Origin of the sequence: Leisingera aquimarina DSM 24565, from assembly GCF_000473165.1 — a bacterium.
In the GTDB taxonomy this organism is placed as follows: domain Bacteria; phylum Pseudomonadota; class Alphaproteobacteria; order Rhodobacterales; family Rhodobacteraceae; genus Leisingera; species Leisingera aquimarina.
Map to the genome: position 1 here is coordinate 2,564,478 of NZ_KI421504.1, position 24,136 is coordinate 2,588,613.

Here is a 24,136-nt window from a genome sequence, read left to right on the forward strand (position 1 = left end):
GGTTATCCGGGGCAGGAGGCGGGCCGGAAGGCCCGTCTTTGCTCTGCGCGGGGCCCGGGCGGGACCTGGGCAGAGCCTGGGAAGGCTTGGCCGGATGGCTGATCCCGCAGAGGAATTGATAATATACATTCGGAAGGCATTTTTTAAGACCGGAATCGCGGCTAGGCTGGCATTAACACCGAATGGGAGGACAAACTGCGATGACCACCGAAAAGCCCTTTGGGGTGCCGCGGCTGCGGCCGATTTCGACGCAGATGCTGTTTGAGGCAACGCGCCGGGGCTGGGCGGACTTCCGGGCGAAACCTGTTTATGGGCTGTTCTTTGCGGGCTTTTATGTGCTGGCAGGCTGGGCCATGGCCTGGATCACGCTTCAGACCGGCACCACTTTTTGGCTAGTTCTTGCAGCGATCGGCTTTCCGCTGATCGGCCCTTTTGCAGCGGTGGGCCTTTATGAGGTCTCGCACCGCCTGGAGCAGGGCAGAGGGATAGCGGTTGGCAGGATCCTTGGCGTGGTTCTGCAGCAAAGCCGCCGTCAGCTGCCCTCGATCTGCGCCATCATCATTGTGGTGTTCCTGTTCTGGTTTTTTCTTGGCCATATGATTTTTGCCCTGTTCATGGGCCATGCCACGATGACCAATATCTCCAGTTCAGCCGAGGTGTTCCTGTCCGCCAACGGGCTGGCCATGCTGGCCGTCGGCACCGCAGTCGGCGCGCTGTTTGCGTTGCTGCTTTACATGATCACGGTGATTTCACTGCCGCTGCTGTTGGACCGTGAGGTGGATTTTGTCACTGCGATGATTACCAGCTTTCAATATGTGCAGCAGAATTTTCTGGTGATGATGATTTGGGCCGGCTTGATCGCAGCAGTGACCTTTGCCGCGCTGCTGCCGTGGTTCCTGGGGCTGTTTCTGGTGCTGCCGCTGCTTGGCCACGCCACTTGGCACATCTACCGCCAGGCTGCCGCTGAATAGGGTCAGCGAAAGGGCTGGCCAGTGTGCAGCAGCCGCTGGTGAAAGGGCAGCAGCTCCGCCTCATTGACGAACCCTGCACTGCGTGCCGCCGCCAGAACCTGTTTGGTGTCGCGGCCCAGATGTTCATAGACCATCCGTGTCACCCGCTCGCCGGTTTCGTTTTCCCGGACAGTGCGGGCGACATATCCGGACCAGAAATTATTCTCCAGCGAGGCCACCCGGGCGAGGTAGTTGAAGGAATAGGTCATTGCATTGCGGCGGGCGATAACAAAGGCGACGCCGTCCTCATGTCCGCTGATGTAGCCGCGGAATTCGCGGACACCGGGACTGGCGGGCAGGCCCTGGCTTTGCATCGCCTCCTTGGCCTCAAAGCCTTTTATGTATGTCACACCTGCGTCGCGGAACACATAGACCAGGCCAATGACGAATTTGTCGTCATTGATGAAACTGCGGCGGGTAAAGCGGTAGAAACCGGACGGGAAAAACTCTTCCCGCAGCTGCAGCACGCCGCGGCCCAGGAAATCTGCGAGAAAGGCGCCGTTGATGACCTGGCCGGTTTTCGACAGCTTTTCCACCGGGTCGAGCAGAATGCGGGCATCCACTTCGAAAAACTGGCAGATGCGGTCCAGAACGTCCGGGCGCGGAAAACTCTCGCCGGACAGATACCGGTTGAATTGGGTCCGGTTGATCCCCAGCTGCCGTGACAGTTCTGAAATCGACGGATATTGCCGCGACAGTTGACGCAAATTGGCACCAAACATGTTTCTCAGATCGGCGGGGGATCGGGGATGGCTGGTCATCATTGCCTCTGATGGCGTGGCTGATTGCGGTATTTTAGCACTATTTGGCAACGCCTTATGCGAGAGATTGGCTGAGGACTGCGCAGTGTTGAGCCTGTTCGGCGTCATGCTTGTTGCTAGTTCACGTCACAAGGCTAGTCAAGCCGACACAAAATGCAATAGCGCAGCGCGTATTTTACCATGTTGGCGTCACCTCAATTGTTCCAGAATTGGAATGCGGCAATGCGAGGACTGGTATGATTGGAGTCGTTTTGTGGAGTGATGAATCCCTGAACAAAGCCGTTATTTGGTGCGATGATCAGGGTGACCTGGCTTTTTACACTAAAAAGCCAGGGGAAGACTTCCAGGAACTGAATCCAGGCGATTGGGTTGAGTTTGAATTAACTTTGAGCGGCAATTGCAGGATTGCGGAAAATCTTGCGGTATTGCTTGAGCAGGGCAGCCCGGGCCTGGCGGACCGGCTGTGTGCGGCAGCAAGCCGCGGCGCCGAAGCGGCGGGCGCCGGGCAGGAAAACGGAACTGTAGTTCCCTTTCCGCAGCAATCTGTGAAAAAGCGGCGCGTTGCGGCGCCGCTTCATGTAAGCCGGGGCTGATACTGCCGGCCCGTCCGCGGGCCGGCTGCAGAGTCAATTACCGCGCAGCAGCGCAGCGACGCCGGTGCGGGCAATCTCGGACAGGCCAAGCGGACGCATCAGATCGGCAAAGGCGTCGATCTTTTCCGGAGCGCCGGTGATCTCGAAAACAAAGCTGTTCAGAGTGCTGTCAACCACATTGGCGCGGAAGATATCCGCCAGCCGCAGCGCTTCGACGCGTTTTTCGCCCTCACCGGCGACCTTGAGGATCGCCAGCTCGCGCTCCACAGCCTCGCCTTCAACAGTCAGGTCATGCACATCGCGGACGGAAACGATCCGGCCCAGCTGCGCCTTGATCTGTTCGATCACCTGCGGCGTGCCAGTGGTGACAATCGTGATCCGCGATAGGTGGCCGGTATGATCCACCTCTGCCACTGTCAGGCTTTCGATGTTGTAACCGCGGCCCGAGAACAGCCCGATGACACGGGCTAGAACACCGGGTTCGTTTTCCACCAGAACCGCAATTGTGTGCCGCTCCTGCACATCCGAAAACGTCGGGCGCAGGTTATAGGCGGAGTGGCGGGTGGAGCCTTTTTTAATATGCAGGGCAGACATTCGTGGTCTTCCTCTCGTATGTCGCTGCCAGGAAAACTCGAATTTTCCTGGCAAATTTCTTTGAAGAAATTTGCGGCGCTGCCGCGGTTACACCAGCACTGCGCCGCCGGCCTGAATAACACCTTGTGTATCGGCCTCGCCCAGCAGCATCTCGTTATGCGCCTTGCCCGACGGGATCATCGGGAAGCAGTTCTCGTGCTTCTCCACCAGGCAGTCGAAGATTACCGGTCCGTCGTATTCGATCATCTCCATGATCGCATCGTCCAGGTCCCTGGGATCGCTGACGCAGATACCCTTGGCGCCAAAGGCCTCGGCCAGTTTCACAAAATCAGGCAGCGCTTCAGACCAGCTGTGGCTGTAGCGTTCGCCGTGCAGCAGTTCCTGCCACTGGCGCACCATTCCCAGGCGCTCGTTGTTGAGGATGAACTGCTTCACCGGCAGGCGGAATTGCACCGCGGTGCCCATTTCCTGCATGTTCATCAGCCAGGAGGCTTCCCCCGCGACGTTAATCACCAGCGCGTCCGGATGCGCCATCTGCGCGCCGATCGAGGCCGGGAAACCATAACCCATGGTGCCAAGCCCGCCCGAAGTCATCCAGCGGTTCGGATCGTCAAAGTTCAGATACTGCGCCGCCCACATCTGGTGCTGTCCCACCTCGGTGGTGATGTAGCGGTCATGGCCTTTAGTCAGCTCTTCCAAACGCTGCAGCGCATATTGCGGCTTGATGGTTTTTTCCGAATTCTTGAAATTCAGGCAGTTCACCGCGCGCCATTCGTCGATCTGCTTGTGCCACTTGGCCAGCGCCTCGCGGTTGACCTTACGACCGCGCGACTTCCAGACCTTCAGGATGTCTTCCAGAACATGCGCCACGTCGCCGACAATCGGTATATCGACCCGGATCACCTTGTTGATCGAGGAGGGGTCGATGTCGATATGCGCTTTTTTCGACTTCGGGCTGAAGGCGTCGATCCTGCCGGTGATCCTGTCGTCAAAGCGGGCGCCGATGTTGATCATCAGGTCGCAGCCGTGCATCGCCATATTGGCTTCATAAAGCCCGTGCATCCCCAGCATCCCCAGCCAGTTCTTGCCCGAGGCCGGATAGGCGCCAAGCCCCATCAAGGTCGAGGTCACCGGGATGCCGGTGCCGTCAATCAGTTCACGCAGCAATTGGCTGGCTGCATTGCCGGAGTTGATCACGCCACCGCCGGTATAGAACACCGGGCGTTTGGCGGTCTCCAGGGCTGCGACCAGTTCGGTGATCTCCTCCATGTCGCCTTTGACTTGCGGCTGGTAGTGAGAGGCAGCGGGCTTAGGTCCGTTGTAGGCGCCGTTTGCAAACTGCACGTCCTTCGGAATGTCGACCAGCACCGGACCCGGACGGCCCGAGGTGGCGACATGAAACGCTTCGTGCAAAGTGCCGGCCAGCGCGTCGGTGTCCTTTACCAGCCAGTTGTGCTTGGTGCAGGGTCGGGTGATGCCGACGGTATCGGCCTCCTGGAAGGCGTCCGAGCCGATCATGAAGGTCGGAACCTGGCCGGTGAGAACCACCAGCGGGATGGAATCCAGCAACGCATCGGTCAGGCCGGTCACCGCATTGGTGGCACCGGGGCCTGAGGTCACCAGCACAACGCCGGGTTTGCCGGTGGAGCGGGCATAGCCTTCGGCGGCGTGCACTGCACCCTGTTCGTGGCGCACCAGCACGTGGCGGATGTCATTTTGCAGAAAGATCTCGTCATAGATCGGCAGCACGGCGCCGCCTGGGTATCCGAAGACTACGTCCACACCCTGATCCTTCAGGGCTTGGACAACCATCTTTGCGCCGGTCATTTCACGTGTCATCTGCTTTTTGCTCCAATTGGCGGCATCGTCCGTTACGCATAAAAAAAGCCCCCGATTTCAAGTCGGAGGCGCATGGGTTCGATTATGGTTTACCGTTACCGGCCCATGCGCTTGGTTCCTACGATTACGACTAGGGTGGTCACGGCCACAGGCTCCTTCTTGCGTTGCGGGCGACATTATGGTCGCTGGACAGGGGCGTCAACCGCCAAAGGTATCAAAAAAGCGCTGTGCGGAGACATTTTCTTGCTCGCAACCCGGGGTGTGGCGACATTTCCGGGAATGCAGGGGGGGACAGTGATGCGGAATCGTTCAAAACCGGCACGCCGGTGTCCCGATTATGCCAGATCAGCGGGTTTTCCGCAGGCAAGCTCAACTCAAAAGAGTTCACAGGGAAGGATGCAAATATGGTTCAACTTTCTGATCTGGTCGATTTGGGGCGCTATCCGATCGACCGGCCTGGCTCCGAAGCTTATGCGCGGCTGATTGCGGACCTGCAACGCGATCTGGGGGCGGATGGCTGTGCCGTGCTGCCGGGATTTGTGCATCAGGACGGTATCACCAGGCTGGCGGCAGAGGCGGATGCGGTGGCGGAGAACGGCCATAAATCCTTCAGCCGGACCAATGCATATTTCAGCAAGGATGACACCACGCTGCCGCAGAACCACCCGGTGCGCCAATTCTATGACCGCTCCAATGCCTTCATTCCTGCGGACAATTTCGACGCGGACAGCCCGTTGCGGGCAATTTATGAGTTTTCCGGTTTCATGCCCTTCATCCGCACAGCTCTGGGGGAGCCAGAGGACCGCTTTTTCCGCTATGATGACCCGCTGGCCGATGTGATCATCAATATGGTTGAGGAGGGGCAGGGCTTTCCCTGGCATTTCGACACGAACAATTACACGGTGACGCTGGCGATACAGAACGGCGAGGCTGGCGGAGATTTCGAATATGCCCCGATGCTGCGCACCCCCGCGGATGAAAATTATGACGGGGTGGCGCGGGTGCTGGCGGGCGGTTCCCCCTTGGTGCGCAAACTGGTGCTGCAGCCCGGCGACCTGCAGATTTTCCGCGGCCGTTATTCGCTGCACCGGGTCGCCCCTGTCGAGGGTCCGCGGCGGCGCTATGTCGGAATCTTCTCCTTTGTCGAGAAAGAAGGCATGTGCGGCGGGGTCGAGCGGACCAAACAGCTGTATGGCCGGGTGCTGCCGCGCCATTACGAGCGTGAAGGCCTGCGCGCCGACGCATTGCGGGATTGATTGCTGCTTGACCCTTTGGCGGCAAGGGCTGCACAACTGCGGCAGGTCATCGCTTTTGCCGCCAAAGGAAACGAACATTTGCCGAAGGTTATTTTTCACCTGAAGAAGCGGCAAATAGGCAAGATTTCCTCAAACCGGGGCTTTGATCTTTACCGGGTGATCGAGCGGATGATTGCGGATGCCGGCGCGGAGACGGAATGGCGGGTCCGGGACGCTGATATCCGGATCGGCACCCGGCAAGTCACCGACAGCAGGTTCGAGGACGGCAACCTGCACATCATTGATGACCGGCATATGCAAATGCCCAATGTGCTGAATGCGGCCCCCGCCTATTTGCCGGGATTCTGGCATCTTGATCCCAAGGGGATCCGCAGTTTGAGCTCAATTGGCAGCCGCCCGTTCCGCACAGACATGGTTCCGTTCCAATACGCCAAGCGTTTCTATGGGCGGCTGCAGCAGAATTTCAAGGATCAGCGGCGGTCCCGCCACGGGCAGGAGCAGGAACGTACAAGCCTTCCTGCAGGTGCGGTCGCGGTCTTCTTTCAGGGCAGCTACCCGCGTGAGACCGGCGCCACGCAATTCAGTGATCTGGACATATTGCAAGACGTTCTGGACGGTGCCGGAGACCGGGCTGTTCTGGTTAAACCGCATCCGCTGACAGCAGATGTCGAAAGTTTCTCAGCCCTGCTGGAGATCGCCCGGCAGAACCCCCGTGTCATCCCGACCCAAGCAAACATACATGATATCCTAGCCGTAAGCTGTGTTTCTGTTTCGGTAAATTCGGGTGTTGCCATCGAAGGGTTCCTGCACCGCACGCCGGCCATTCTCTATGGCGGCTCGGATCTTCACCACATGGCGGAAACCATCACCCGGACTGGGCAATTTGCAGCCGCGCTGGAACGCGCATTGGTCCGCACCGGCGGCTACGCGCAGTTTATGACTTGGTACTTCCGGCGCAATTGCCTGGAGATCGGCGCGCCGGATCTGGAACAGAAGATCTGGGAGATCTTTGCCGGGGCAGGTTTCCCGCAGCGGCGGTTTGCATCGGAGTGATTTGGCAAATGACCGATGCCGGGCGCTCTGGGGGGGAGCGCCCGGCCAGCCGGGCACAGCTTTGCTGCGGCGATGAGGGGATCACTCCGTCAGCGCGTTGTGCCCGAAATAGAGGAACTCCTTGTCCATCCCCTGCACATCGGCTGCCGCCAGCGTGAGCGAGGCGCCCTCCAGCATGCTGAAGCTCTTCTGCTCCTGAACCCAGGCGTCCGCCGGCTGCAGGGTCGACAGCGTATAGGTGGTGGCCTCGGACAGGTAATGGGTGGGGATCACCGCCTTGGGCTGGATCCGCGCGACCAGCGCATTGGCCTGGTCATAGGACAGGATGTGCTCGGAGCCGTCCACCGGCAGGGTCAGCACGTCGATCCGTCCCACCGCCTCCCAGAATCCGTCGGCCGGATCGGGCCGGTTGTCGCCCCAGATCAGGGTGCGGATGCCACCGGTCTCCACCACGTAAGTGACCATGTCCATGTGGCCCGGATTGTTGGGCGGGCAGGCGTCCACGCCGAATTCCGCCAGCGCGTCGGTCCAGGGATACCAGCCCGGCGCCACGCAGGCATGCTTGTCGGCGTAGCCGGTGATCCTGAGGTCGGCGAATTCGAACGTGCCGGCCATCCGGTCCAGCACCATGGTCGATTGCGGCCGGTCGATGGCGTCGTGGTCGAAATGGGTATGGGTGGACATGGTGATATCCACCAGCGTCTCCGGGAACTTCTGCTTGAACCACAGCCCCCAGGCGCCGGAGGGGTCATCGCGCCACGGATCAAACAGCACCGACGCGCCGCCGGGCGAGGTGATCTTGATGGCGCAGTGGCCGTAGAAATCGATCTTCACCTCGCCATCCGGGAAAGTCCCCGCGTTCTGCAGGCCGATCACATGGTTGTTGTTGCCGGGCTGCAGCCAGTCGGTCGATTGCGCCTGGGCGCTGGCGCTGCCCAGCAGGCTGGCGGCAGATCCGACCCCGGCAGCGCCCGCCGCCCTGAAGAAGCTGCGCCGCGACAGCCCCGGTGCAAGGTCGTCGCGGCGCCCGTCCAGCCGGGCCGGTTTCAGGTTGTTCCTTTTCTCATCCATTGGTCTTGCCTCCCTGTTTTGATGCCTTGCCCGCACCGGCGGGGCTGCAGACAGGCTAGGCGAGGCCGGGCCCAAGGGGTGCCCCGGAAGTTTATGGGGAAAATAGGGGGGCAGCCCCCCTATTCGAGGCGTAGGGGCACGGCGGCAGGTCTCCGCTGTGGCGGATTTCCGGGCCTTGGCGGCGGTGCCGGATTCTGGCAGCCTGTCTGCAAACGACCCGGCAGCAACGGGCAGCACAGCACTCAGCGGAACAGGCAGCGGCATGAGCATCACACGGCGTCACTTCGGATTTGGTCTTGCGGCCTTCGGGCTCACGGCCTGCAGCGGGGCTGTCCCTTCGGGCAGCGGCACCAGCGGCTCCAGCGGGGCCGCCGGCCTGCCCGCAGACCTGCGCCCCGCGGCCAATGCGGGCTATGACGCCTGGGTCGCCGGTTTCCGCACCCGGGCGGAGGCAAGAGGCATTTCCCAGGCCACCCTGCGCGCGGCGTTCCGCGGTGCGGGCTATCTGCCGGGTGTCGTCAAGCGCGACCGCAACCAGACGGAATTCAAGCGCAGCCTGGAGGACTACCTGTCCATCGCGGTCTCGGACGAGCGGCTGTCCAAGGGCCGCGCCGCCTTTGCCCGCCACCAGTCCACGCTGCGGGCGCTGGAGCGCGCCTATGGCGTCGATGCGGAAATCATCTGCGCGATCTGGGGGCTGGAAAGCTTTTACGGCGAGCGCCGCGGCAATGTGCCGGTGATTTCAGCCACCTCGACGCTGGCCTATGACGGGCGGCGCGGGGCGTTTTTCGAAAAACAGCTGCTGGCGGCGCTCAGGATCCTGCAGAACGGCGACATCACGCCGGCGCGGATGACCGGCAGCTGGGCCGGCGCCATGGGGCACACCCAGTTCATCCCGACCTCCTACCAGGCGTTTGCAGTGGATTTCACCGGCGATGGCCGCCGCGACATCTGGTCGGAGGACCCCGCCGACGCGCTCGCCTCCACCGCCGCCTACCTGCAGCGCAACGGCTGGGCGCGCGGCGTCAAATGGGGCGGCGAGGCCGGCGCGCCCGGCACCCCCGCGGGCCGCATCATCCAGCCGCAGCCGGGCGGGCCGCAGTTTGCCGTCACCGGCAACTTCAACGCCATCAAGCGCTACAACAATTCCGATTCCTACGCGATCGGGGTGGGCCATCTGGCCGACCGCATTGCCGGCGGCGGTCCGCTGCGGGCCGGTTTTCCGCCGGATCAGTACGGGCTGACCAAGAATGACCGCATCGCGCTGCAAAAGCGCCTGACCGCCAAGGGTTTCGACACCGGCGGCGCCGACGGGGTGCTGGGGCCAAAGAGCCGCGCCGCGATCAGCGCCTACCAGTCCAGCCGCGGAGTGCCCGCCACCGGAGAGCCGTCCCAGGCGCTGCTGAACAGTCTCCTCTAGGCGGCGGCACCTCGGGAAACGCTGCGGATAAAGACGCTGCCCGGCCCCGGCCGCGCGGGCTCAGCTCATTCGGAGCGGATGCGCGGCGGGTGCTGCACCGCCGAACTCAGCGCAATCAGATGCTGGCGCAGGTTCTCGCGGCGGCTCAGCCCCAGTTTCTGGCGGATGTTGTTGCGGTGGAAGTCAATGGTGCTGGTCCCGCGCCCGAGGGCGGCGGCGATCTCCTTGGTGGTGCGGCCCATCATGATCAGCTGCATGATCTCGGTCTCCGCAGGCGTCAGCCGTTCCAGCGTCTCCGCCAGCCTGGAGGAGAGGGCCGAGGTGATGTTTTTCAGGTTGTCCTCGATCATCAGGAGATAGGCGCTCTGCAGGTCCCGATCCGCATCCAGATGGCGGAGCTTGGCGATATAGGGCAGCACCATCCCCTTGATCTGCTGCACGATCTGCTGCTCGGTCTCGTGGCGGGAGGCCTCCACATTGTCGATCAGCACCCGCAGTGCGGTATTGGCATCCTCCAGCGCCTCGGTGCGGCGCCTTATGGTGTCCTCGCGCGCCCGCACCGTTTCGCGCAGCTCTGCCTGGGCCTGCTTGCGCTGGGCAACCTCCAGCAGCAGCGCCAGATCGCCCTCGACCACGCGGCAGAACTCCTGCAACCCCTTGCGGAACATCAGCGCGCGCTTGTTGCGCCGCGTGTCCAGCACGCAGATGGTGCCGTAGACCTCCCCGTCGGGCCATTTGATCGGATAGCCGATGTAAAAGGACATGGCATGCTCCATGTCCTCGTTGTCCCGCCAGCGCGGCTCGCACCGGGCGTCCTCGACCACCAGTTCGCCGTCGGCCTCAAACACGCCGAAGCAATAGAGCTTTTCATTCAGGTGGTATGTGCGGCCCGGGTAATAGGGGGTGTTCCCGGCCGAGTTCGACACTTTCACCCGGTGATCCCTGTCCACCGTCGCCATGATCAGCGCAGCAGGCACATCGGTGAGTTCCGCCACCAGGTCCACCACCCGCTGCCATTTGGCCTGGGTGTCCGGAGGGATCGGGGGCTTGTCTGTTGTCATGGTGCGGCTCCTTGGCCCGGAAGGCTAGGGCAGGGGCCGCGGATCACCAAGAAAATACCGGGGCAAAGGGTCAGAACCCGGCGCCGGTCCCCTGCAGCACGCCATGCTCCAGCGCATAGCGGGTGAGGCCTGCGGTGGAGGAGATGCCCAGCTTGCGCTTGATGTTCTTGCGGTGGGTTTCAACCGTGCGCACAGAAATATCCAGCGCCAATGCGACTTCCTTGTTGGATTTGCCCTGCGCCAGCTCCAGCAGGATGGTCTGCTCGCGCCCGGTGAGCGCCTCGCGGGCCTCGTCCCCCTTGGGCTTCAGAGAGCCGGCCGCGCCGGTGCACAGATAGGTCTGCCCCTCCATCACCGCGTCGATCGCCTGTTTGATCTCCTCCGTCGGCACATCCTTCAGAATATAGCCCATGGCGCCGTGGCTGAGTGCGGTAGAAATGTATTCCGCACTGTCATGCATCGACAGGATCAGGATGCGGGTGCCGGGGTGCTGCTCCAGAATGATCTCGGTCGCACTCAGGCCGCCAAGATTGGGCATGTTCAGGTCCATCAGTACCACATCCGGCGCCAGGCGGCCCATCTGCTCCACCGCGTCGCGCCCATCAGTCAAGGAGCCGACGACCTCGATATCGTCATAGCTTTCCAGGATCGACTGGATGCCCTCGGCGACCATCGGGTGGTCATCCACAATCAGAACTTTCACCGGATCAGCCATCATCCCCCACAAGGCAGCTTTCCATCAGTTGAGAGGCCTGCAAGCCGCCGCATCCTCCCCGGTCACGGCAATTGCACAGGCGTTCCCTCTTCCCCAGGCGGCAGCAGGTGGCTCAGAGGCAGACCTGCCTCGATCACCGTGCCGCTTTGGGTGCCACGTGATGACAGAATGCGCAGGGTGCCGTCAAGCTGCTCAATCCGCTCCTGCATGTTGCGCAACCCGATCCCCGGCCCGCTGCGCGCATCGCGCGGCGGCAATCCACGGCCATTGTCGGTGATCCGCATGGTGGCGCCTTTGGTGTGGCCGCGCAAGTCGATGCTGACCTTGCTGGCCTCCGCATGGCGTTCGATATTGGTTAGCGCCTCCTGGGCAATCCGGTACAGCGCGATCTTGGCGTCCTGATCCAGCCGGTTGCGGAACACCACGGTGGAAAACTCGGTCACGATCCCCGTGCGGGCGGCAAAATCATCGGTCAGCGCCTTCAGCGCCGGGCCAAGCCCCAGATCGTCCAGCACCCCGGGGCGCAAGTCACGGCTGATCCGGCGCACTTCGGTGATGGCGGTCAGCAGGTTCTCGGTGCCTTTCTCCAGTGGTGCTGCCGCCCCCTCGCCATCGCCGCGCGACAGGCGGCGGCGGGTGTTGTCCAGCGCATAGCGCACGCCCACCAGCAGCTGGCTGATGCCGTCGTGCAGCTCGCGGGCAACCCGGCCGCGCTCCTCCTCCTGGGCGTCGAACACCCGCTGGGTCAGCTCCTTCAGCTTTGCATCCGCCAGCCGCCGTTCGCGGATGTTCAGAAACATGCCAGACGCAAAGACCAGCCCCAGCGACACCAAGGTGATGCCGCCGATGTAGATGAATGTGCGCTGCACCCGTGCCTCTACCTCGGCGCGCGAGGCCGCTACGGTGGCGAGTACATCGTCGATGAATACCCCGGTGCCGATTGCCCACTGCCAATCCTGCAGTCCCAGCACATAGGCAATCATCTGTGCCTCTTCCCCGGTCGAGGGCTTTTCCCAGGTGAATGTATGCCAGCCCGCACCGTTGCGGGCCAGGCGGATGAACTGATCCACCACCGGCACCCCGGCGCTGTCGGTCAGGCCCGCCCAGTTGCGGTTGATGAATTCGGTCTGCCGCGGGCTGACCAGATTGGTGCCGTCGTAGTCATAGACAAAGAAGAACCCGTCCTTGCCATAAATCATCGCGCTCAGGATCTGGGTCACCTGCTCCTTGGCCAGGGCATCATCGGGCGCCGCCAGCCCATAGATATGGGCAAAGCCGTTGCGCGCCTGGGTCACGTAGTTGCGCAGCTCCGCTTTCTTGGCCTCCAGCAGCTGCAGTTCCAGCGCTTGGATTTCACGCTCGGCCAGGCTGCGCGACTGAAAACCCACCAGCACCGCAATCGCGGTGCCCGCCACGATCAGCGGCAGGGTCATCAAAAGCGAAAGTTTCTGCGCATAGGTGGGGCGCAGAAGGGATTGAAACAGGCGCATCAGCAGGCCCCCGGAATTGGTCAGATTCTTGTACCGAATCATTTCTCAGCCGCCCAGAGAAATCACAGGGCAGGGGGTATTTGCCCTTAAGGCGGGAGTTCGCCTTTGTGGTTTCGCGCCGGGAATGCAGGAACTTTCCGGCGAATGCCCTCAAAAACGTTCCGTTCTACGCAGTACTAGGTATTCACATAAAATTCATCGCCGCTAGGCTGGCCGCACTCGAACCGATCCGCCCGGGGGGACCTTCCGGGCAATCCGAATTGATAATGGGAGGAATAATTAATGGATCGCCGTTCTTTCTTGAGGACTTCCGCGCTCGGCGGAACCGCAGCAGCAGCCAGCACCCTGGCGGCACCGGCCTATGCCCAGGGCAAGCGTACGCTGACCATGGTCACCACCTGGGGCCGCGGTCTGGCGGGTGTGCATGATTCCGCACAGTACGTCGCCGACACCATCACCGCCATGTCCGATGGCGACCTGACCATCGACCTGAAAGCCGCAGGCGAGCTGGTCGGCGCGTTCGAAGTGTTCGACGCCGTGACCGCCGGCCAGGCCGACATGTACCACGCTGCCGACTATTACTTCGTCAGCCAGCACCCGGGTTACGCCTATTTCACCGCCGTGCCCTTTGGCATGACGCCGCAGGAACTGACCAACTGGTACTACCACGGCGACGGCCATGCGCTGCATGATGAGCTGGGCCAGATTTTCGGCCTGAAGTCCTTCATCGGCGGCAACACCGGCCCGCAGGCCGGCGGCTGGTACAATAAGGAAATCAAGGGCCCCGAAGACTTCAACGGCCTGAAGTTCCGGATGCCGGGCCTGGGCGGCAAGGCGCTGGGCAAACTGGGCGCCTCGGTGCAGAACATCCCGGGTTCCGAAGTGTATCAGGCGCTTTCCTCCGGCGCGATTGACGGAACCGAGTGGATCGGTCCCTGGGCTGATGAGAAAGCCGGCTTCCAGGAAATCACCAAGACCTACTACACCGCAGGCTTCCACGAGCCGGGTGCAGCACTGTCGGTTGCCACCAACCGCGATGTCTTCGACAGCCTGTCGCCTGCGCACCAGAAGATCATCGAAACTGCTTCCGGTGCCGGCCACCAGTGGAGCCTGGCGCAGTTCATGAACAACAACGGTGCAGCGCTGCAGCGCCTGCAGTCCGGCGGCGTGAAAACCCTGGAATTCCCGGATAGCGTCTGGGATGCCTTCGGTGCCGCCACCAAAGAAACCCTGGACGAGTTCATGGGCGACGAACTGTTTGCGAAAATCCGCGGCAGCGTCGAAGCCTCGATGAAGGCCTCCTCGGGTTGGATCACCAAATCCGAAGGCGCCTACCGCGTTCAGCGCGACCGCGTCTTGGGCTAATCTGCCTGAATGGCATCAATCGGGTCCTCCGCCACCGCGCGGGGGATCCACATGCAGTTGCTGAGACTGCGGGACGGCCGGCAGACGCCGCGCGCCCAACCCGCTAACAGCAGCTTCGCAGCAATCTTCCCGGGGGAAACATGCAGGAAGAGAGTGGCATCACCTTCTTTGGCGCAATTCTGGACGGTCTTGTCTGGCTGATCCAGAACATCGCCGGCGCCTTTTACAATTTCGGCTATGCCGTCACCCATCCGCAGCTTTGGCTTGATTGGTCCGACAAGGCCTCGGTCATGCGCTTTGTCTACTACGGCGGCTCGGTCGAATTCTTCTTTGTCGTCTTCACCGCATTCCTGGTGCTGACCGCTATCGGCCTTTATTTCCGCAATGTCATGTGGGGCATGGTGCGCGGGCTGGAAGGGCTGGCCAACACCGTCGGCCGCTTCTTTGCCTGGGCTGGCCTTCTGATGGTGCTGCAGCAGATTATCATTGTCTTCATGCAGCGTGTGTTTGCCCGGCCCGATATCAGTTTCGGCTTTGGCATCCCATTCAGCCAGGACATCAGCTGGTTTGCTGAAGAACTGAAGTTTTACAATGCCTTGGTCGTTTGTCTTTGTGTGACATACACATTTGTACAGGGCGGCCATGTACGGGTGGATCTGATCTATTCCGGCATCAGCTTTCGCGCAAAGCGCGTGGTCGACATGGTCGGCTCCTTGCTGTTCATGATGCCCGCCGCGGTGCTGACCTGGATGTACGGCTGGTTCTTCCTGTGGCGCCACCTGATCGTGCCGAAACCTTCGGCCTCGGACAGCCTCGACCGGCTGCTGATGAAATCCCGCGCCCTGCGCTGGAACGTGGAAACCATTGGTTTCAGCCCCAACGGGTTCAACGCCTATTTCCTGTTCAAGATTCTGCTGGTGCTGTTTGCGGGCCTCGTGTTCCTGCACGCCATCGCTTTCTTCTACCGCTCATACCTCGAGTTTGTCGAAGGCCAGGGCAGCGAAAACAAATACCTCGACAAGGACAGCCTTGGAGAGGGTGAAGAAGCCTACGAAGGCACGCACTAAAGGGACGTCAGAAAATGTTGTTTGGACTTGATGGCGTCGAAATCGGCCTGCTCATCGTATTCATGTGCCTCTTCGGGGGCATCCTCTCCGGCTTTCCGGTGGCCTTTGCCATCGGCGGCGCCGGGATCATCTCCTTCGGGATCATCGCGGCGCTGGACAGCTCCGGCATCCTGATCCACCAGGCCATCGACACCTCGTCGCAGGCCTACCGCGATCTGCTGAGCTCCGGCATCAGGCCGGACAAGGTGTCGGTCTTCCGCTACCCGGATCTGCCAAGACTGGCCGAACCTGTGTTCACCCAGGGCTGGGAAGTGGCGCTGGACCGCAACATTTCCTTCATTGTCAACCGGATGAACGAACGTGTTCTGGCCGGTGCCTCGATCGAGACGCTGCTGGCGGTTCTGATGTTCGTGCTGATGGGCATCACGCTGGAGCGCTCCAAGATCGCTAACGACCTCTTGACCACCATGGCGCGCGTCTTTGGCCCGCTGCCAGGCGGTCTGGCGGTGTCGATTGTGGTTGTGGGCGCGTTTTTGGCTGCCTCCACCGGCATCGTTGGTGCCACCGTGGTGACCATGGGCCTGCTGGCGCTGCCCACCATGCTGCGCAACAACTACTCGCCCGAGCTGGCAACCGGCGTGATCGCCGCCTCCGGCACCCTGGGCCAGATCATTCCACCGTCGATTGTGATCGTTCTCTTGGGCACGCTTGCCGGCGACCTCTATTCCACCGCGCAGGAAACCCGCGCGATGGAAGCGGGCTGTTCAGACGCGCTGACCTATCTGGGCGAACCTGCGGTGGTATCGGTCGGCACCCTGTTCCAGGCCGCACTGCTGCCGGGTATTCTGCTGGCGCTGCTCTATGCGACCTACGCCTTTGGCTATGCGCTGCTGAACCCGCACAAGGCCCCGGCCGTGGCAATGGAACCGGGCACCGGTGAAGTGATCACCCGCGGTGAAGGCCTGACCTGGTTCTTGGCGGTTCCGGCGGCCGTGATCGGCGGCGCCATCCTGCTGGGCAGCTTCAACGTCATCGGCAGCCAGAACATCACCGTCTCGACCTTCTCGGATGCAGGCGAGACCGCCTCCTTGCGCACCAATGTCGGTGCCGAATGCAAAGCCGCGATGATCGACCTGCACGGGCAGGAGGACTGGGACGCGGCTGTTGCAGAACAGGAGGCCATTGACGCCGCCGGCGGCGTGACATTGTCAGAACGGCTGAGCGAGGATGAAATCATCGCCGCCCGTGATGCCAAGATTGCCGCCGCCGCGCCGATCGGCACCGGTATCGCAGTGATCATGATCCTTCTGGGTCTGGTGCTGGCCTTTGGCCGCGGTGTGGCGCCGTCGCGCGATTCTAAGCCGCTGATCCTGGGCGCCATCGGCGTGCTGCTGATTGCGCTGGTGGATCTGGTGGCCATTGCGCCGGCCACTTCGGCAGGTGCTACCGTGCTGTGGATCGCTTTGCCGCTGCTGCTGGCACTGTGGGGTTGCCGCGAGGCCGCCGCGCGCTGCGCCACCAACGATCTGATCCGGGTGGTGTTCCCGCCGCTGGTGCTGATCGTTGCGGTGCTGGGGTCGATCCTGGGCGGTATCACCAACCCGACGCCCGCTGCGGCGCTGGGGGCAGGCGGTGCTATCATGCTGGCGGCCTACCGCAAACTGCAGGATGAGGGCCGGTCCGGCAAGATCATCATCTGGTCCACCTTTGCGGTTATGCTGTGCATTCTTGTCGGCATGAACTTTGACCTGCGGGTCAATCAGGGCGGCGTTTCCTTGGAAAGCTGGATCGCTTTCTTTGTGGCCTACGGCGCCTATCTATTTGCGCTTTTCGGATTGCTATACGGCTGCTGGGTGCTGTTCAAATCAGGCGTGCTGACACCGATTGTGCGAGAGACCGCCAAAGTGACCTCAATGGTGTTCACTATCCTGATCGGCTCGCAGCTGCTCAATTTGGTGGTGATCTCCTTTGGAGGCGAACACTATATCCAGCAGTTCCTGAAGAGCTTTGACAACGAGATGACGGTCTTCCTGATCGTGATGCTGGTGCTGTTCTTCCTGGGTTTCGTGCTGGATTTCCTAGAGATCATCTACATCGTGATCCCCATCGTCGGGCCGGTGATCTATGGCGGATCTTTCGATCCGAAATGGGTGACAATCATGGTGGCGGTGAACCTGCAGACTTCGTTCTTGACACCGCCCTTCGGGTTCGCGCTGTTCTACTTGCGCGGGGTGGCACCCAAAGAGGTGACCACGGCCCATATCTACCGCGGGATCGTGCCCTTTGTGCTGATCCAGGTGGTGGGCATCGCCATCCTGTGGGCGTTCCCGGCAATCGTGACCATCGTGCCGGCGTTGATCCCGAACTGATCAGGGCGCGTGATAAGAAACGGAAAAGGGGCCCTAAGCGGGCCCCTTTGCTTTTGTGCCGGGGGAGGGGCGCTGCCCCTCTGCGCCCTTGGCGCATTCACCCCGGAGTATTTTTGACCAGAAAGAAGCTGGGGATCAGGCGAACTGGATCAGATCCCAGCGGTTGCCGAAGGGATCGCGCCAGACGGCAACGGTGCCATAGGGTTCATGCCGCGGCTCTTCCTCGAAGGTGACGCCCTGGGCCAGCATTGCGGTATGATCTCGGACGAAATCGTCTGTCGCCAGAAACAGGCCGACACGGCCGCCGAACTGGTTGCCGATGGCGGCCTCCTGATCCGGTCCTTCGGCACGGGCCAGGATCAGACTGCCCTGGCTGGCACCCGGCGGCAGGATGCGGATCCAGCGTTTGCGGCCCTGATCGATATCCTCGGCCAGCAGCCAGCCAAGCCGGCCGCAGTAAAAGGCGATGGCGGCGTCGTAATCCGGCACTACCAGGGAAATGGCATGAATATGCTGCATCAGCGGCTGCGGTGGATGGGCTGTTCAGGCAGCTGGATATTGGCGACCTGTTCGGCAATCGGATCGGTGGACAGCGGATGCCCGGCGGCCTCGAACTCAGACGGGTCGGACATCTTTTTCCATTCGCTGCGGTGATAGATTTCCAGGCCTGAGAACTTGGCCTTATAGCTCATCTTCTGGCTGCCCGGCACCCAGTAGCCGAGGTAGACATAAGGCAGCCCGGCCTCGCGTGCGATGGAGATATGGTCGAGGATCATAAACGTGCCCAGCGAATTCTGCTGCTGATCAGGGGCGTAGAAGGAATAGACCATGCTGAGCCCATCCTCCAGCACATCGGTCAGCGACACCGCCGTCAGCTGGTTGCTGCCCGGCACAGCATACTCCACCACCCGGCTGCGCACCGGGGTTTCCTCGATCATTGCGGCGTATTCGAAGACATCCATATCGGCCATGCCGCCATCGGCATGGCGGCTGTCGAGGTAGCTGCGGAACAGCGAAAACTGGTCCTCGGTTGCCCAGGGCGAAGTTGCTCGCCGTTCCAGATGCGCGTTGCGTTTGAGCGTGCGCTTCTGGCTGCGGGTGGCGGTAAAGGCCGCCACATCGATCCGCGCCGACAGGCAGGCGGAGCATTCCGAGCAGGACGGCCGGTAAAGCACGTTCTGCGAGCGTCTGAAACCCTGTTGGCTAAGGCTGTTGTTCAGCTGTTCCACCCCGTCGCCCTGCAGCGCGGTGAACAGCTTCCGTTCCATCCGGCCCTCCAAATAGGGGCAGGGCTGCGGCGCCGTCACATAAAACTGCGGTGCAATAGGAAGGGTATGGCGCATCAGAACTCTTCAGCAGTTTCACAGGACAGATGGAACGGTTCGCAACGTGGTCTCATGATGATAGCAACGCGGTTCCAGTGCGCCAAGTGGACTTGTGGAAAATGGTTTAACGGTTCTTGCGTTGGAAGGCGGGTAGACGGCCCCGATTGTTCAACATCTGTCAGGAATTGCGCCGCTGAAAGCTTCGGCAAGAGCACTCGCGCAGATTGCGGCACCGGTGCACGCTTAAGCCCGCATCCGGGCGTGCCTGATCTTTCTGCGTCAGCCGGCTTTCCTTTTTTGCCCTATTGGCACGCCTCGTAGCGATTCTGGAAGTTCGGTTTGCCGGCTATGCCTCACGAACAGGTTTCCAATATGCTGTTGTTCAATTTGCTCATTGAAAGCGGCTTGGATGTTTGTGCATGAGAACGCCTGGGATATTGAAGACTTGGGAGCGGGGCAGGCAGGTGCTCGGGTGTATGCTTTTTAAGAACTGATACTTCTGGAGGGACGCAAGGCTGCATTTGCAAGCCTTGCGCCATGTTTGGGAACAGGGGAGGCTGTTACGCCCGCCGGTTCAGCATTGCAGTGCCGAGGAAATGGTCAGTCAGGCCTTGGCCGCGCGAGGAAGTCAGCATCAGGATGACCGAGATCACCTGCAAGACCGGCAGCGCCAGCGACAGCGAGTAACCTGCGGTGTGCAGCGCAGCCAATCCGCTGTCGAACCGCTGGCCGGAACCGTCGCGCAGCTCAATGCCGGCAAAGCGCATACCCCAGGTAGCGGAGCCATTAGCGATGGTCGCAGTCCGGTAGGCAAATCCTGCAGCCAGATACAAAAGCGGCCAGATCAGCAGGCCGGTGAAGGCCGTCAGCACCACTGCGGCGGCGCTGATCGCAAAGATCAGAATGCTGTCGATGATCCAGGCGATCAGCCGTTTGGCGGGCACGGATGTATAAAATTCTGCCTGGTAGTCGGGGTCGGGCAGGGCGGTCATATGCGGAAGTCCTTTGCGCTGCAGGAGCTACGAGGGAGTGGAGATGGGCCGGACAGTTTCCCCGCCCGGGCAGGGGCGGGGCAGCCTGAGCCTTCGCGGGCCGGGCAGATCAGTGGCTCTTGGGGCCGCCGTTGCCGGCTTCATCTTCCGGATCATCGCCGCGGGCGGCGGCTTGCGCGCGCTCATCCATGAACTCGTCAAATTCGGCTTTGTCCTTGGCTTCGCGCAGGCGCTGCAGGAAGGCGTCAAAGTCGTGCTGCTCCTGCTCCAGGCGGTTCAGCGTGTCTGCCTTGTAGGCATCAAAGGCACTGTTGCCCGAGGGCTGCATTGCGGAATATCCGTGGCGCGCCCAGGATTTGCGGTGGCGGCAGGAGGATTTGCTGAACATGCGTTTGCTCCAGATCATGTAGAAGAGAAGGGCCAGGCCCACTGGCCAGAAGAACACGAAGCCCAAGACCATGGCGGCGATCCAGGCGCCTTTGCCCTTGCTGTCCAGCCAGGCTTCGCTGCGGGAAAACCAGCCCTGCACGGGTGCATGGGGGGCGGTAGGGGTGAAACTCGTCATCGGGGTCCTCCAGGTTATCGGTGAATGTAAACCTCTTTCACATTATGGCATATCGGATGCCGACGGCCTGGGTTCAAGGGGAATGTAAAGCTATTTTACATTCACGCTGTAGCGGGACACTTCGCGTTGCAGTGCGGGACACTTCCCGTTGCAGCAACTCGTTGTAGCGGGACACTTCGCATTGCAGTGCGGGACACTTCCCGTTGCAGCAACTCATTTTTGCAATTTCCCTGATTTTTAAGCCTGAAACCGGGGTTTAGCCAGCCCGGATCTGCGCCGGTTCCGCGATTTGACGCCGCGATTTTGGGACACTTCCCGTTGCAGTACGGGACACTTTCCGTTGCAATACCCGGCAATCCGCCGCCCAAACCGTAAAAAACGCCGGGCGGCAGAGGGTTTTAAAGGGTGTTTGAAGGGGGGCTTTACGGGTTTTGACGGCTTCGAGGCGCCTTTCGCTGCTCGCGCAGCATGGGCGCTCGAGAGCGGCGGCTTTGCGCAGAAAGCGGAGTTTTCAAAACATGTTGGTACGCACCAAGAGACCTCTGCTACACCGTTTTCAAGGACGCTATACAGAAGTTGTTAGTCAGGTACTAAGGAGCCAGTCAATGGACAGAATGATGAGGATGCTTGAGACGGAGATTGAGAAAATCCCGCACAACTTCCTGCGTTTTACATTAACAAGTAAGCTCGCAGAAAAAGGAATTAAGGACAAGACGACGATTGACGCAATCGTGGAACATATTCTTTCTGGAGGGGATGGGGAGCACGAATGGGATGATGGCTCAGAGGAAGAGGTAATCATTGAATTCACAGATCAAGATAGCGAAGAAACCCATAAGAAAATGAACGATTTTCTAGAAGAGAGTTTGCCAAAGATAATACAAAAATCAATAGATGATTGCGTGAATAACAGCTTGCGAAGCTACCGCCAGACCGCTGAAAAAACGTTACATAAAGTTCGAAATGAGGCCAAGGGGTTTGAAAGTCGTACCTTCAAACGCTGGAAGTCGGCTTTCGATCATCTTGAAATGATGTGGCACATCGCCCAAGAGTTGGGCGAAGCGCATTCAAAAGATTTCGATTCAAAGAACCTAGAAGACACACACATCGTTATGGCTGCGATTTCCGAAATATTCCCGAAGGCGCTTATCGTGACTCGGGAGATCATTTGTCTTTTGAAGGGTGGTTACCCTGATGGCGCTTTGGCTAGATGGCGATCCTTACACGAACTTACAGTATCGGCCATGTATATTCTAGAAGAGGGCAAAGAACCCGCGCTTAACTATATGTTGAGCGTTCACTTTTCTGCACGTCGAGCGGCTCATCAACTGAATGAGCATGCCGAGCGCGCTCGGATGGAGCCGTTTTCAGATGAAATGCTCCGGACCTTTGACAGCCATTGTGCGGAAGCGGAAAAACAACTTGATAGGAAGATTGATCGAGACAAGAATGGTGAATGGCCTGCCATAAACTTGGCGCATCGGAATTACGCTGATATGGAGCGGCATGTTGGGATGGAACACTGGAGGCCTCGGTACAAATGGGCCTCAAGGCATACGCACGCAGACTTTGTGCCTAATGATAAACTGTTGGGTATGTCAGAGACGAAAAACCATATTACATTAGTTGGTGCGAGCAACTCCGGGTTTGCGGACCCACTAATGATGACAGCAATTTCCCTCGCACAGATCACTAACACGTATCTATCGGTAACGCCAAACTTCGATCGAACAGTCCATTCAAGGGTTATTTTGGAGTTATCTAATGAAATGAATGATATCGCAATCAAAACGCGTGATGACACTCTCTAAGTGTTTTTGACAAGGCGAACCATACTCGATCGATTCATCTCCATGTTTAGAATCTCCTGAATTTTTCAGGTGTAGAAATGGCCGCTTAGCCGCCTTCAGAGTGAAGTATTTCAAGTCTTCAAGCTAACAATCTGTCCGGGCCGGTAGCGGTAGGGGTCATTCGACGAGCCTGGCTTGAACGCGCGGTTGGGGCGGGTCACGTTACGAAGGGCTTCGACGACGCGCAACTTTGCAAAGGATGTTCCCTACACAAAGCTGTCGATAGTCACCTGCGCAGCAAGAGCTTGCTCTCCGCCCTACCTGCATGCGAACCCGTCACGGCCATGCAGTAGGCCGGAGGTCCGCTTTGGGCTGGAGCTAGCTTTTGCGCCTGCATCATCCAGGGACGATATGAAAGACTGCTATGGGCTCAAAATGTCAGCCCGTGTCACTATGCCGACAGAAACACCCACTTCCAGAACCGCCGCGCCCGCATCCCTGAGTACGCGAGCCAGGTGCGCAGCCCCGGCGCATGGACACTTAGGGCGGCCTCAAACCACTGGCTGTCGGCAAAGGCCCGGCGGAACCCTTCCTCTAGCAGCGTGTCGTGGATCACGGCCGACTTGAGGAAGAAGGGATCATCAGGCGAGAACACCCAGCGCAGGGGGCGGGGGACAGAGCTTTCAAACTCGCGCCCGGCCGGGATGGTCAGCACCCAGCCGCTGTTCTTCTTTCCTATGTCCCAGGACAGCGGCCGGGTGGTGATGTAGTCGCGGCTGCCGCCTTTCTTGGCCCAGCTTGTGTCTGGCAGTTTGCTCATGAATTGGCCTTCTCATTATCGCGTTCTGCTTGGAAACTTGTCGTCAATGTACCCGCCAGCGTGTGGGTGACGCTGGTAATCAGCCATTCGCCTTCCAGCTCGGGCTTGATGCCGGTCAGGTTGACCTTGGCTTCGGCCATCAGATCACCCCAGAACCCGCCCAAGCGGACATTGACGGTGCCGCTGGCCCGGCCAGTGCGTTCCAGAGCGGCGTCGGCCGCGCGCTGCGCTTCTTCCTGCGATGGGTAGCGGTGGCGCAGTTTCAGCTTCGGGTCTTTGTCGCCGGCTTTGCAGGTCTGCACCTTGGCGGTGCCCAGGTCGGTCCATTCAACAATGACGCAGCCGTATTTGCCGCGCCCGTTGATCTGCCAGTCGCCGGATGCAATCTGGGTCCTGTGAACGTCAAAGACGGGCAGATCGGCGCCGTCAGCGCCTTTGTTCTCGCCGCGCTTGGCAAAGACCAGGGCACCGCCTGCAGGCTTGGCAACCGCGTCCAGGTCGTTGGCCAGGCGGGTGAGGAAGTTCAAATCGCTTTCGCTGGTCTGGGCAAGATAGGCGTAAGAATGGGCCTTCAGGCTGTCGCTGATGACGGCTTTCAGCCCGTGCTCCCCTGCGATTTTGCCGACAAGATCCGCAACAGTCACTTTGTGCCAGGAGCGGGTTTTCTTGGCCCGGATGCCGCCCAGCATATCAGCCGCCTTGGCCCCGATCGTCATTGTATCGGGCGCCAGCTCACCGCTGATCTCATCGACGGTGAACTGGCCGAGTTCGACCAGGTCATTGGTGAAGCCGAGGGCAATTTCCAGCTTGGCGCCGGTCGCGGGCAGGGCGACGGCATAGTCGCGGTCATCCACCTGGATCTCGGCGCGGTCTGACTTGCTGCCTGCCTCATCGACCACGGTCAGGCCAATGAGCCGGTCGGCGAAATTACCGGTGACGTCGGCGCCGTCTGCGATGATCCGGAAGGCGATTTTCATGGC

The 24,136-nt window shown here is 60.5% G+C and carries 22 protein-coding genes; 9 read left to right on the forward strand and 13 right to left on the reverse strand.

The genetic code is table 11. The features are described 5' to 3' along the window. The first annotated feature begins 200 nt into the window (after window positions 1–200). A complete protein-coding gene (locus tag AQUI_RS0116775; protein ID WP_027258538.1) occupies window positions 201–971 on the forward strand; it encodes a DUF2189 domain-containing protein in 771 nt (256 codons plus the stop codon). Between the two features lie 2 nt (window positions 972–973). Here the strand turns inward: AQUI_RS0116775 and AQUI_RS0116780 are convergent, their stop codons facing one another. After that, window positions 974–1,771 (reverse strand): helix-turn-helix domain-containing protein, encoded by a 798-nt coding sequence (locus AQUI_RS0116780; RefSeq protein ID WP_211236029.1) that lies wholly within the window; start codon window positions 1,769–1,771, stop codon window positions 974–976. 236 nt (window positions 1,772–2,007) lie between these two features. On the opposite strand from AQUI_RS0116780, the gene AQUI_RS0116785 reads away from it, so the two are divergent. Continuing rightward, window positions 2,008–2,364 carry a S1 domain-containing protein gene (locus AQUI_RS0116785; RefSeq protein WP_027258540.1) on the forward strand — a complete coding sequence of 119 codons (357 nt, stop codon included), beginning with the start codon at window positions 2,008–2,010 and terminating at the stop codon, window positions 2,362–2,364. Window positions 2,365–2,397: 33 nt separating this feature from the next. On the opposite strand, the gene ilvN is transcribed toward AQUI_RS0116785, so the two are convergent. Both ilvN and AQUI_RS0116795 read right to left on the reverse strand, forming a co-directional pair. Next, window positions 2,398–2,958 carry an acetolactate synthase small subunit gene (gene ilvN / locus AQUI_RS0116790; protein ID WP_027258541.1) on the reverse strand — a complete coding sequence of 187 codons (561 nt, stop codon included), beginning with the start codon at window positions 2,956–2,958 and terminating at the stop codon, window positions 2,398–2,400. A gap of 87 nt (window positions 2,959–3,045) precedes the next feature. Next, the gene (locus AQUI_RS0116795; RefSeq protein ID WP_027258542.1) at window positions 3,046–4,797 is read right to left on the reverse strand and encodes an acetolactate synthase 3 large subunit; all 1,752 of its coding nucleotides are present in this window, start codon (window positions 4,795–4,797) and stop codon (window positions 3,046–3,048) included. Window positions 4,798–5,201: 404 nt separating this feature from the next. On the opposite strand from AQUI_RS0116795, the gene AQUI_RS0116800 reads away from it, so the two are divergent. Next, window positions 5,202–6,053, forward strand: coding sequence for a HalD/BesD family halogenase (locus tag AQUI_RS0116800; RefSeq protein ID WP_027258543.1), 852 nt, complete (start codon window positions 5,202–5,204; stop codon window positions 6,051–6,053). A gap of 78 nt (window positions 6,054–6,131) precedes the next feature. Continuing rightward, a complete protein-coding gene (locus tag AQUI_RS0116805; protein ID WP_156916857.1) occupies window positions 6,132–7,106 on the forward strand; it encodes a hypothetical protein in 975 nt (324 codons plus the stop codon). A gap of 81 nt (window positions 7,107–7,187) precedes the next feature. On the opposite strand, the gene AQUI_RS0116810 is transcribed toward AQUI_RS0116805, so the two are convergent. Next, window positions 7,188–8,177 (reverse strand): MBL fold metallo-hydrolase, encoded by a 990-nt coding sequence (locus AQUI_RS0116810; protein ID WP_027258545.1) that lies wholly within the window; start codon window positions 8,175–8,177, stop codon window positions 7,188–7,190. A gap of 262 nt (window positions 8,178–8,439) precedes the next feature. On the opposite strand from AQUI_RS0116810, the gene AQUI_RS0116815 reads away from it, so the two are divergent. Then, window positions 8,440–9,597 (forward strand): lytic murein transglycosylase, encoded by a 1,158-nt coding sequence (locus AQUI_RS0116815; protein ID WP_027258546.1) that lies wholly within the window; start codon window positions 8,440–8,442, stop codon window positions 9,595–9,597. Window positions 9,598–9,662: 65 nt separating this feature from the next. Here AQUI_RS0116815 and AQUI_RS0116820 read toward each other — a convergent pair whose 3' ends face one another. From AQUI_RS0116820 to AQUI_RS0116830, 3 genes are all read right to left on the reverse strand, one after another. Beyond that, a complete protein-coding gene (locus AQUI_RS0116820) occupies window positions 9,663–10,658 on the reverse strand; it encodes a LuxR C-terminal-related transcriptional regulator (RefSeq protein ID WP_027258547.1) in 996 nt (331 codons plus the stop codon). Between the two features lie 70 nt (window positions 10,659–10,728). Next, window positions 10,729–11,373 (reverse strand): response regulator transcription factor, encoded by a 645-nt coding sequence (locus AQUI_RS0116825; protein ID WP_027258548.1) that lies wholly within the window; start codon window positions 11,371–11,373, stop codon window positions 10,729–10,731. A 62-nt stretch (window positions 11,374–11,435) separates the two neighbouring features. Continuing rightward, on the reverse strand, window positions 11,436–12,863 hold the full coding sequence (locus AQUI_RS0116830) for a cache domain-containing protein (protein ID WP_027258549.1): 1,428 nt from the start codon (window positions 12,861–12,863) through the stop codon (window positions 11,436–11,438). Window positions 12,864–13,145: 282 nt separating this feature from the next. On the opposite strand from AQUI_RS0116830, the gene AQUI_RS0116835 reads away from it, so the two are divergent. The 3 genes from AQUI_RS0116835 (at window position 13,146) to AQUI_RS0116845 (ending at window position 17,664) form a co-directional block, all read left to right on the forward strand. Further along, window positions 13,146–14,228 (forward strand): TRAP transporter substrate-binding protein, encoded by a 1,083-nt coding sequence (locus AQUI_RS0116835; RefSeq protein WP_027258550.1) that lies wholly within the window; start codon window positions 13,146–13,148, stop codon window positions 14,226–14,228. Window positions 14,229–14,368: 140 nt separating this feature from the next. Then, the gene (locus AQUI_RS0116840) at window positions 14,369–15,295 is read left to right on the forward strand and encodes a TRAP transporter small permease subunit (protein WP_027258551.1); all 927 of its coding nucleotides are present in this window, start codon (window positions 14,369–14,371) and stop codon (window positions 15,293–15,295) included. Window positions 15,296–15,309: 14 nt separating this feature from the next. Further along, window positions 15,310–17,664: a TRAP transporter large permease gene (locus tag AQUI_RS0116845; protein WP_027258552.1), complete on the forward strand. Its 2,355-nt coding sequence runs from the start codon at window positions 15,310–15,312 to the stop codon at window positions 17,662–17,664. 135 nt (window positions 17,665–17,799) lie between these two features. Here the strand turns inward: AQUI_RS0116845 and AQUI_RS0116850 are convergent, their stop codons facing one another. The 4 genes from AQUI_RS0116850 to AQUI_RS0116865 all read right to left on the reverse strand — a co-directional run bounded on the left by AQUI_RS0116850 (window position 17,800) and on the right by AQUI_RS0116865 (window position 20,546). Then, window positions 17,800–18,183, reverse strand: a complete 384-nt coding sequence (locus tag AQUI_RS0116850) for a VOC family protein (protein WP_027258553.1) — start codon at window positions 18,181–18,183, stop codon at window positions 17,800–17,802. Next, window positions 18,183–19,007 (reverse strand): arginyltransferase, encoded by an 825-nt coding sequence (locus AQUI_RS0116855; protein ID WP_027258554.1) that lies wholly within the window; start codon window positions 19,005–19,007, stop codon window positions 18,183–18,185. Before AQUI_RS0116855 ends, AQUI_RS0116850 begins: the two co-directional genes overlap by 1 nt. Before the next feature lie 542 nt (window positions 19,008–19,549). Beyond that, the gene (locus AQUI_RS0116860) at window positions 19,550–19,981 is read right to left on the reverse strand and encodes an RDD family protein (protein ID WP_027258555.1); all 432 of its coding nucleotides are present in this window, start codon (window positions 19,979–19,981) and stop codon (window positions 19,550–19,552) included. Window positions 19,982–20,090: 109 nt separating this feature from the next. Continuing rightward, window positions 20,091–20,546, reverse strand: coding sequence for a DUF2852 domain-containing protein (locus tag AQUI_RS0116865; RefSeq protein WP_027258556.1), 456 nt, complete (start codon window positions 20,544–20,546; stop codon window positions 20,091–20,093). A 605-nt stretch (window positions 20,547–21,151) separates the two neighbouring features. Here AQUI_RS0116865 and AQUI_RS0116870 point away from each other — a divergent pair. Beyond that, complete coding sequence (locus AQUI_RS0116870) at window positions 21,152–22,357, forward strand: DUF5677 domain-containing protein (RefSeq protein ID WP_027258557.1); 1,206 nt, start codon at window positions 21,152–21,154, stop codon at window positions 22,355–22,357. 430 nt (window positions 22,358–22,787) lie between these two features. On the opposite strand, the gene AQUI_RS0116875 is transcribed toward AQUI_RS0116870, so the two are convergent. Both AQUI_RS0116875 and AQUI_RS30135 read right to left on the reverse strand, forming a co-directional pair. Continuing rightward, window positions 22,788–23,156 carry a DUF1353 domain-containing protein gene (locus AQUI_RS0116875; protein WP_027258558.1) on the reverse strand — a complete coding sequence of 123 codons (369 nt, stop codon included), beginning with the start codon at window positions 23,154–23,156 and terminating at the stop codon, window positions 22,788–22,790. Next, the gene (locus AQUI_RS30135) at window positions 23,153–24,133 is read right to left on the reverse strand and encodes a phage late control D family protein (RefSeq protein ID WP_027258559.1); all 981 of its coding nucleotides are present in this window, start codon (window positions 24,131–24,133) and stop codon (window positions 23,153–23,155) included. The genes AQUI_RS0116875 and AQUI_RS30135 overlap by 4 nt, the downstream gene beginning before the upstream one ends. Window positions 24,134–24,136: the final 3 nt, after the last annotated feature.

Excerpts from the sequence above, each read along its gene's own strand:
- AQUI_RS0116820 (WP_027258547.1), bottom strand. The coding sequence starts at position 10,658 with ATGACAACAGACAAGCCCCCGATCCCTCCGGACACCCAGGCCAAATGG.
- AQUI_RS0116815 (WP_027258546.1), top strand. The coding sequence starts at position 8,440 with ATGAGCATCACACGGCGTCACTTCGGATTTGGTCTTGCGGCCTTCGGG.
- AQUI_RS0116835 (WP_027258550.1), top strand. The coding sequence starts at position 13,146 with ATGGATCGCCGTTCTTTCTTGAGGACTTCCGCGCTCGGCGGAACCGCA.
- AQUI_RS30135 (WP_027258559.1), bottom strand. The coding sequence starts at position 24,133 with ATGAAAATCGCCTTCCGGATCATCGCAGACGGCGCCGACGTCACCGGT.
- AQUI_RS0116860 (WP_027258555.1), bottom strand. The coding sequence starts at position 19,981 with ATGACCGCCCTGCCCGACCCCGACTACCAGGCAGAATTTTATACATCC.
- AQUI_RS0116810 (WP_027258545.1), bottom strand. The coding sequence starts at position 8,177 with ATGGATGAGAAAAGGAACAACCTGAAACCGGCCCGGCTGGACGGGCGC.
- AQUI_RS0116845 (WP_027258552.1), top strand. The coding sequence starts at position 15,310 with ATGTTGTTTGGACTTGATGGCGTCGAAATCGGCCTGCTCATCGTATTC.
- AQUI_RS0116795 (WP_027258542.1), bottom strand. The coding sequence starts at position 4,797 with ATGACACGTGAAATGACCGGCGCAAAGATGGTTGTCCAAGCCCTGAAG.
- AQUI_RS0116870 (WP_027258557.1), top strand. The coding sequence starts at position 21,152 with ATGGACAGAATGATGAGGATGCTTGAGACGGAGATTGAGAAAATCCCG.
- AQUI_RS0116800 (WP_027258543.1), top strand. The coding sequence starts at position 5,202 with ATGGTTCAACTTTCTGATCTGGTCGATTTGGGGCGCTATCCGATCGAC.
- AQUI_RS0116785 (WP_027258540.1), top strand. The coding sequence starts at position 2,008 with ATGATTGGAGTCGTTTTGTGGAGTGATGAATCCCTGAACAAAGCCGTT.
- AQUI_RS0116875 (WP_027258558.1), bottom strand. The coding sequence starts at position 23,156 with ATGAGCAAACTGCCAGACACAAGCTGGGCCAAGAAAGGCGGCAGCCGC.
- AQUI_RS0116825 (WP_027258548.1), bottom strand. The coding sequence starts at position 11,373 with ATGGCTGATCCGGTGAAAGTTCTGATTGTGGATGACCACCCGATGGTC.
- AQUI_RS0116840 (WP_027258551.1), top strand. The coding sequence starts at position 14,369 with ATGCAGGAAGAGAGTGGCATCACCTTCTTTGGCGCAATTCTGGACGGT.
- AQUI_RS0116780 (WP_211236029.1), bottom strand. The coding sequence starts at position 1,771 with ATGACCAGCCATCCCCGATCCCCCGCCGATCTGAGAAACATGTTTGGT.
- AQUI_RS0116865 (WP_027258556.1), bottom strand. The coding sequence starts at position 20,546 with ATGACGAGTTTCACCCCTACCGCCCCCCATGCACCCGTGCAGGGCTGG.
- ilvN (WP_027258541.1), bottom strand. The coding sequence starts at position 2,958 with ATGTCTGCCCTGCATATTAAAAAAGGCTCCACCCGCCACTCCGCCTAT.
- AQUI_RS0116855 (WP_027258554.1), bottom strand. The coding sequence starts at position 19,007 with ATGCGCCATACCCTTCCTATTGCACCGCAGTTTTATGTGACGGCGCCG.
- AQUI_RS0116850 (WP_027258553.1), bottom strand. The coding sequence starts at position 18,183 with ATGCAGCATATTCATGCCATTTCCCTGGTAGTGCCGGATTACGACGCC.
- AQUI_RS0116775 (WP_027258538.1), top strand. The coding sequence starts at position 201 with ATGACCACCGAAAAGCCCTTTGGGGTGCCGCGGCTGCGGCCGATTTCG.
- AQUI_RS0116830 (WP_027258549.1), bottom strand. The coding sequence starts at position 12,863 with ATGCGCCTGTTTCAATCCCTTCTGCGCCCCACCTATGCGCAGAAACTT.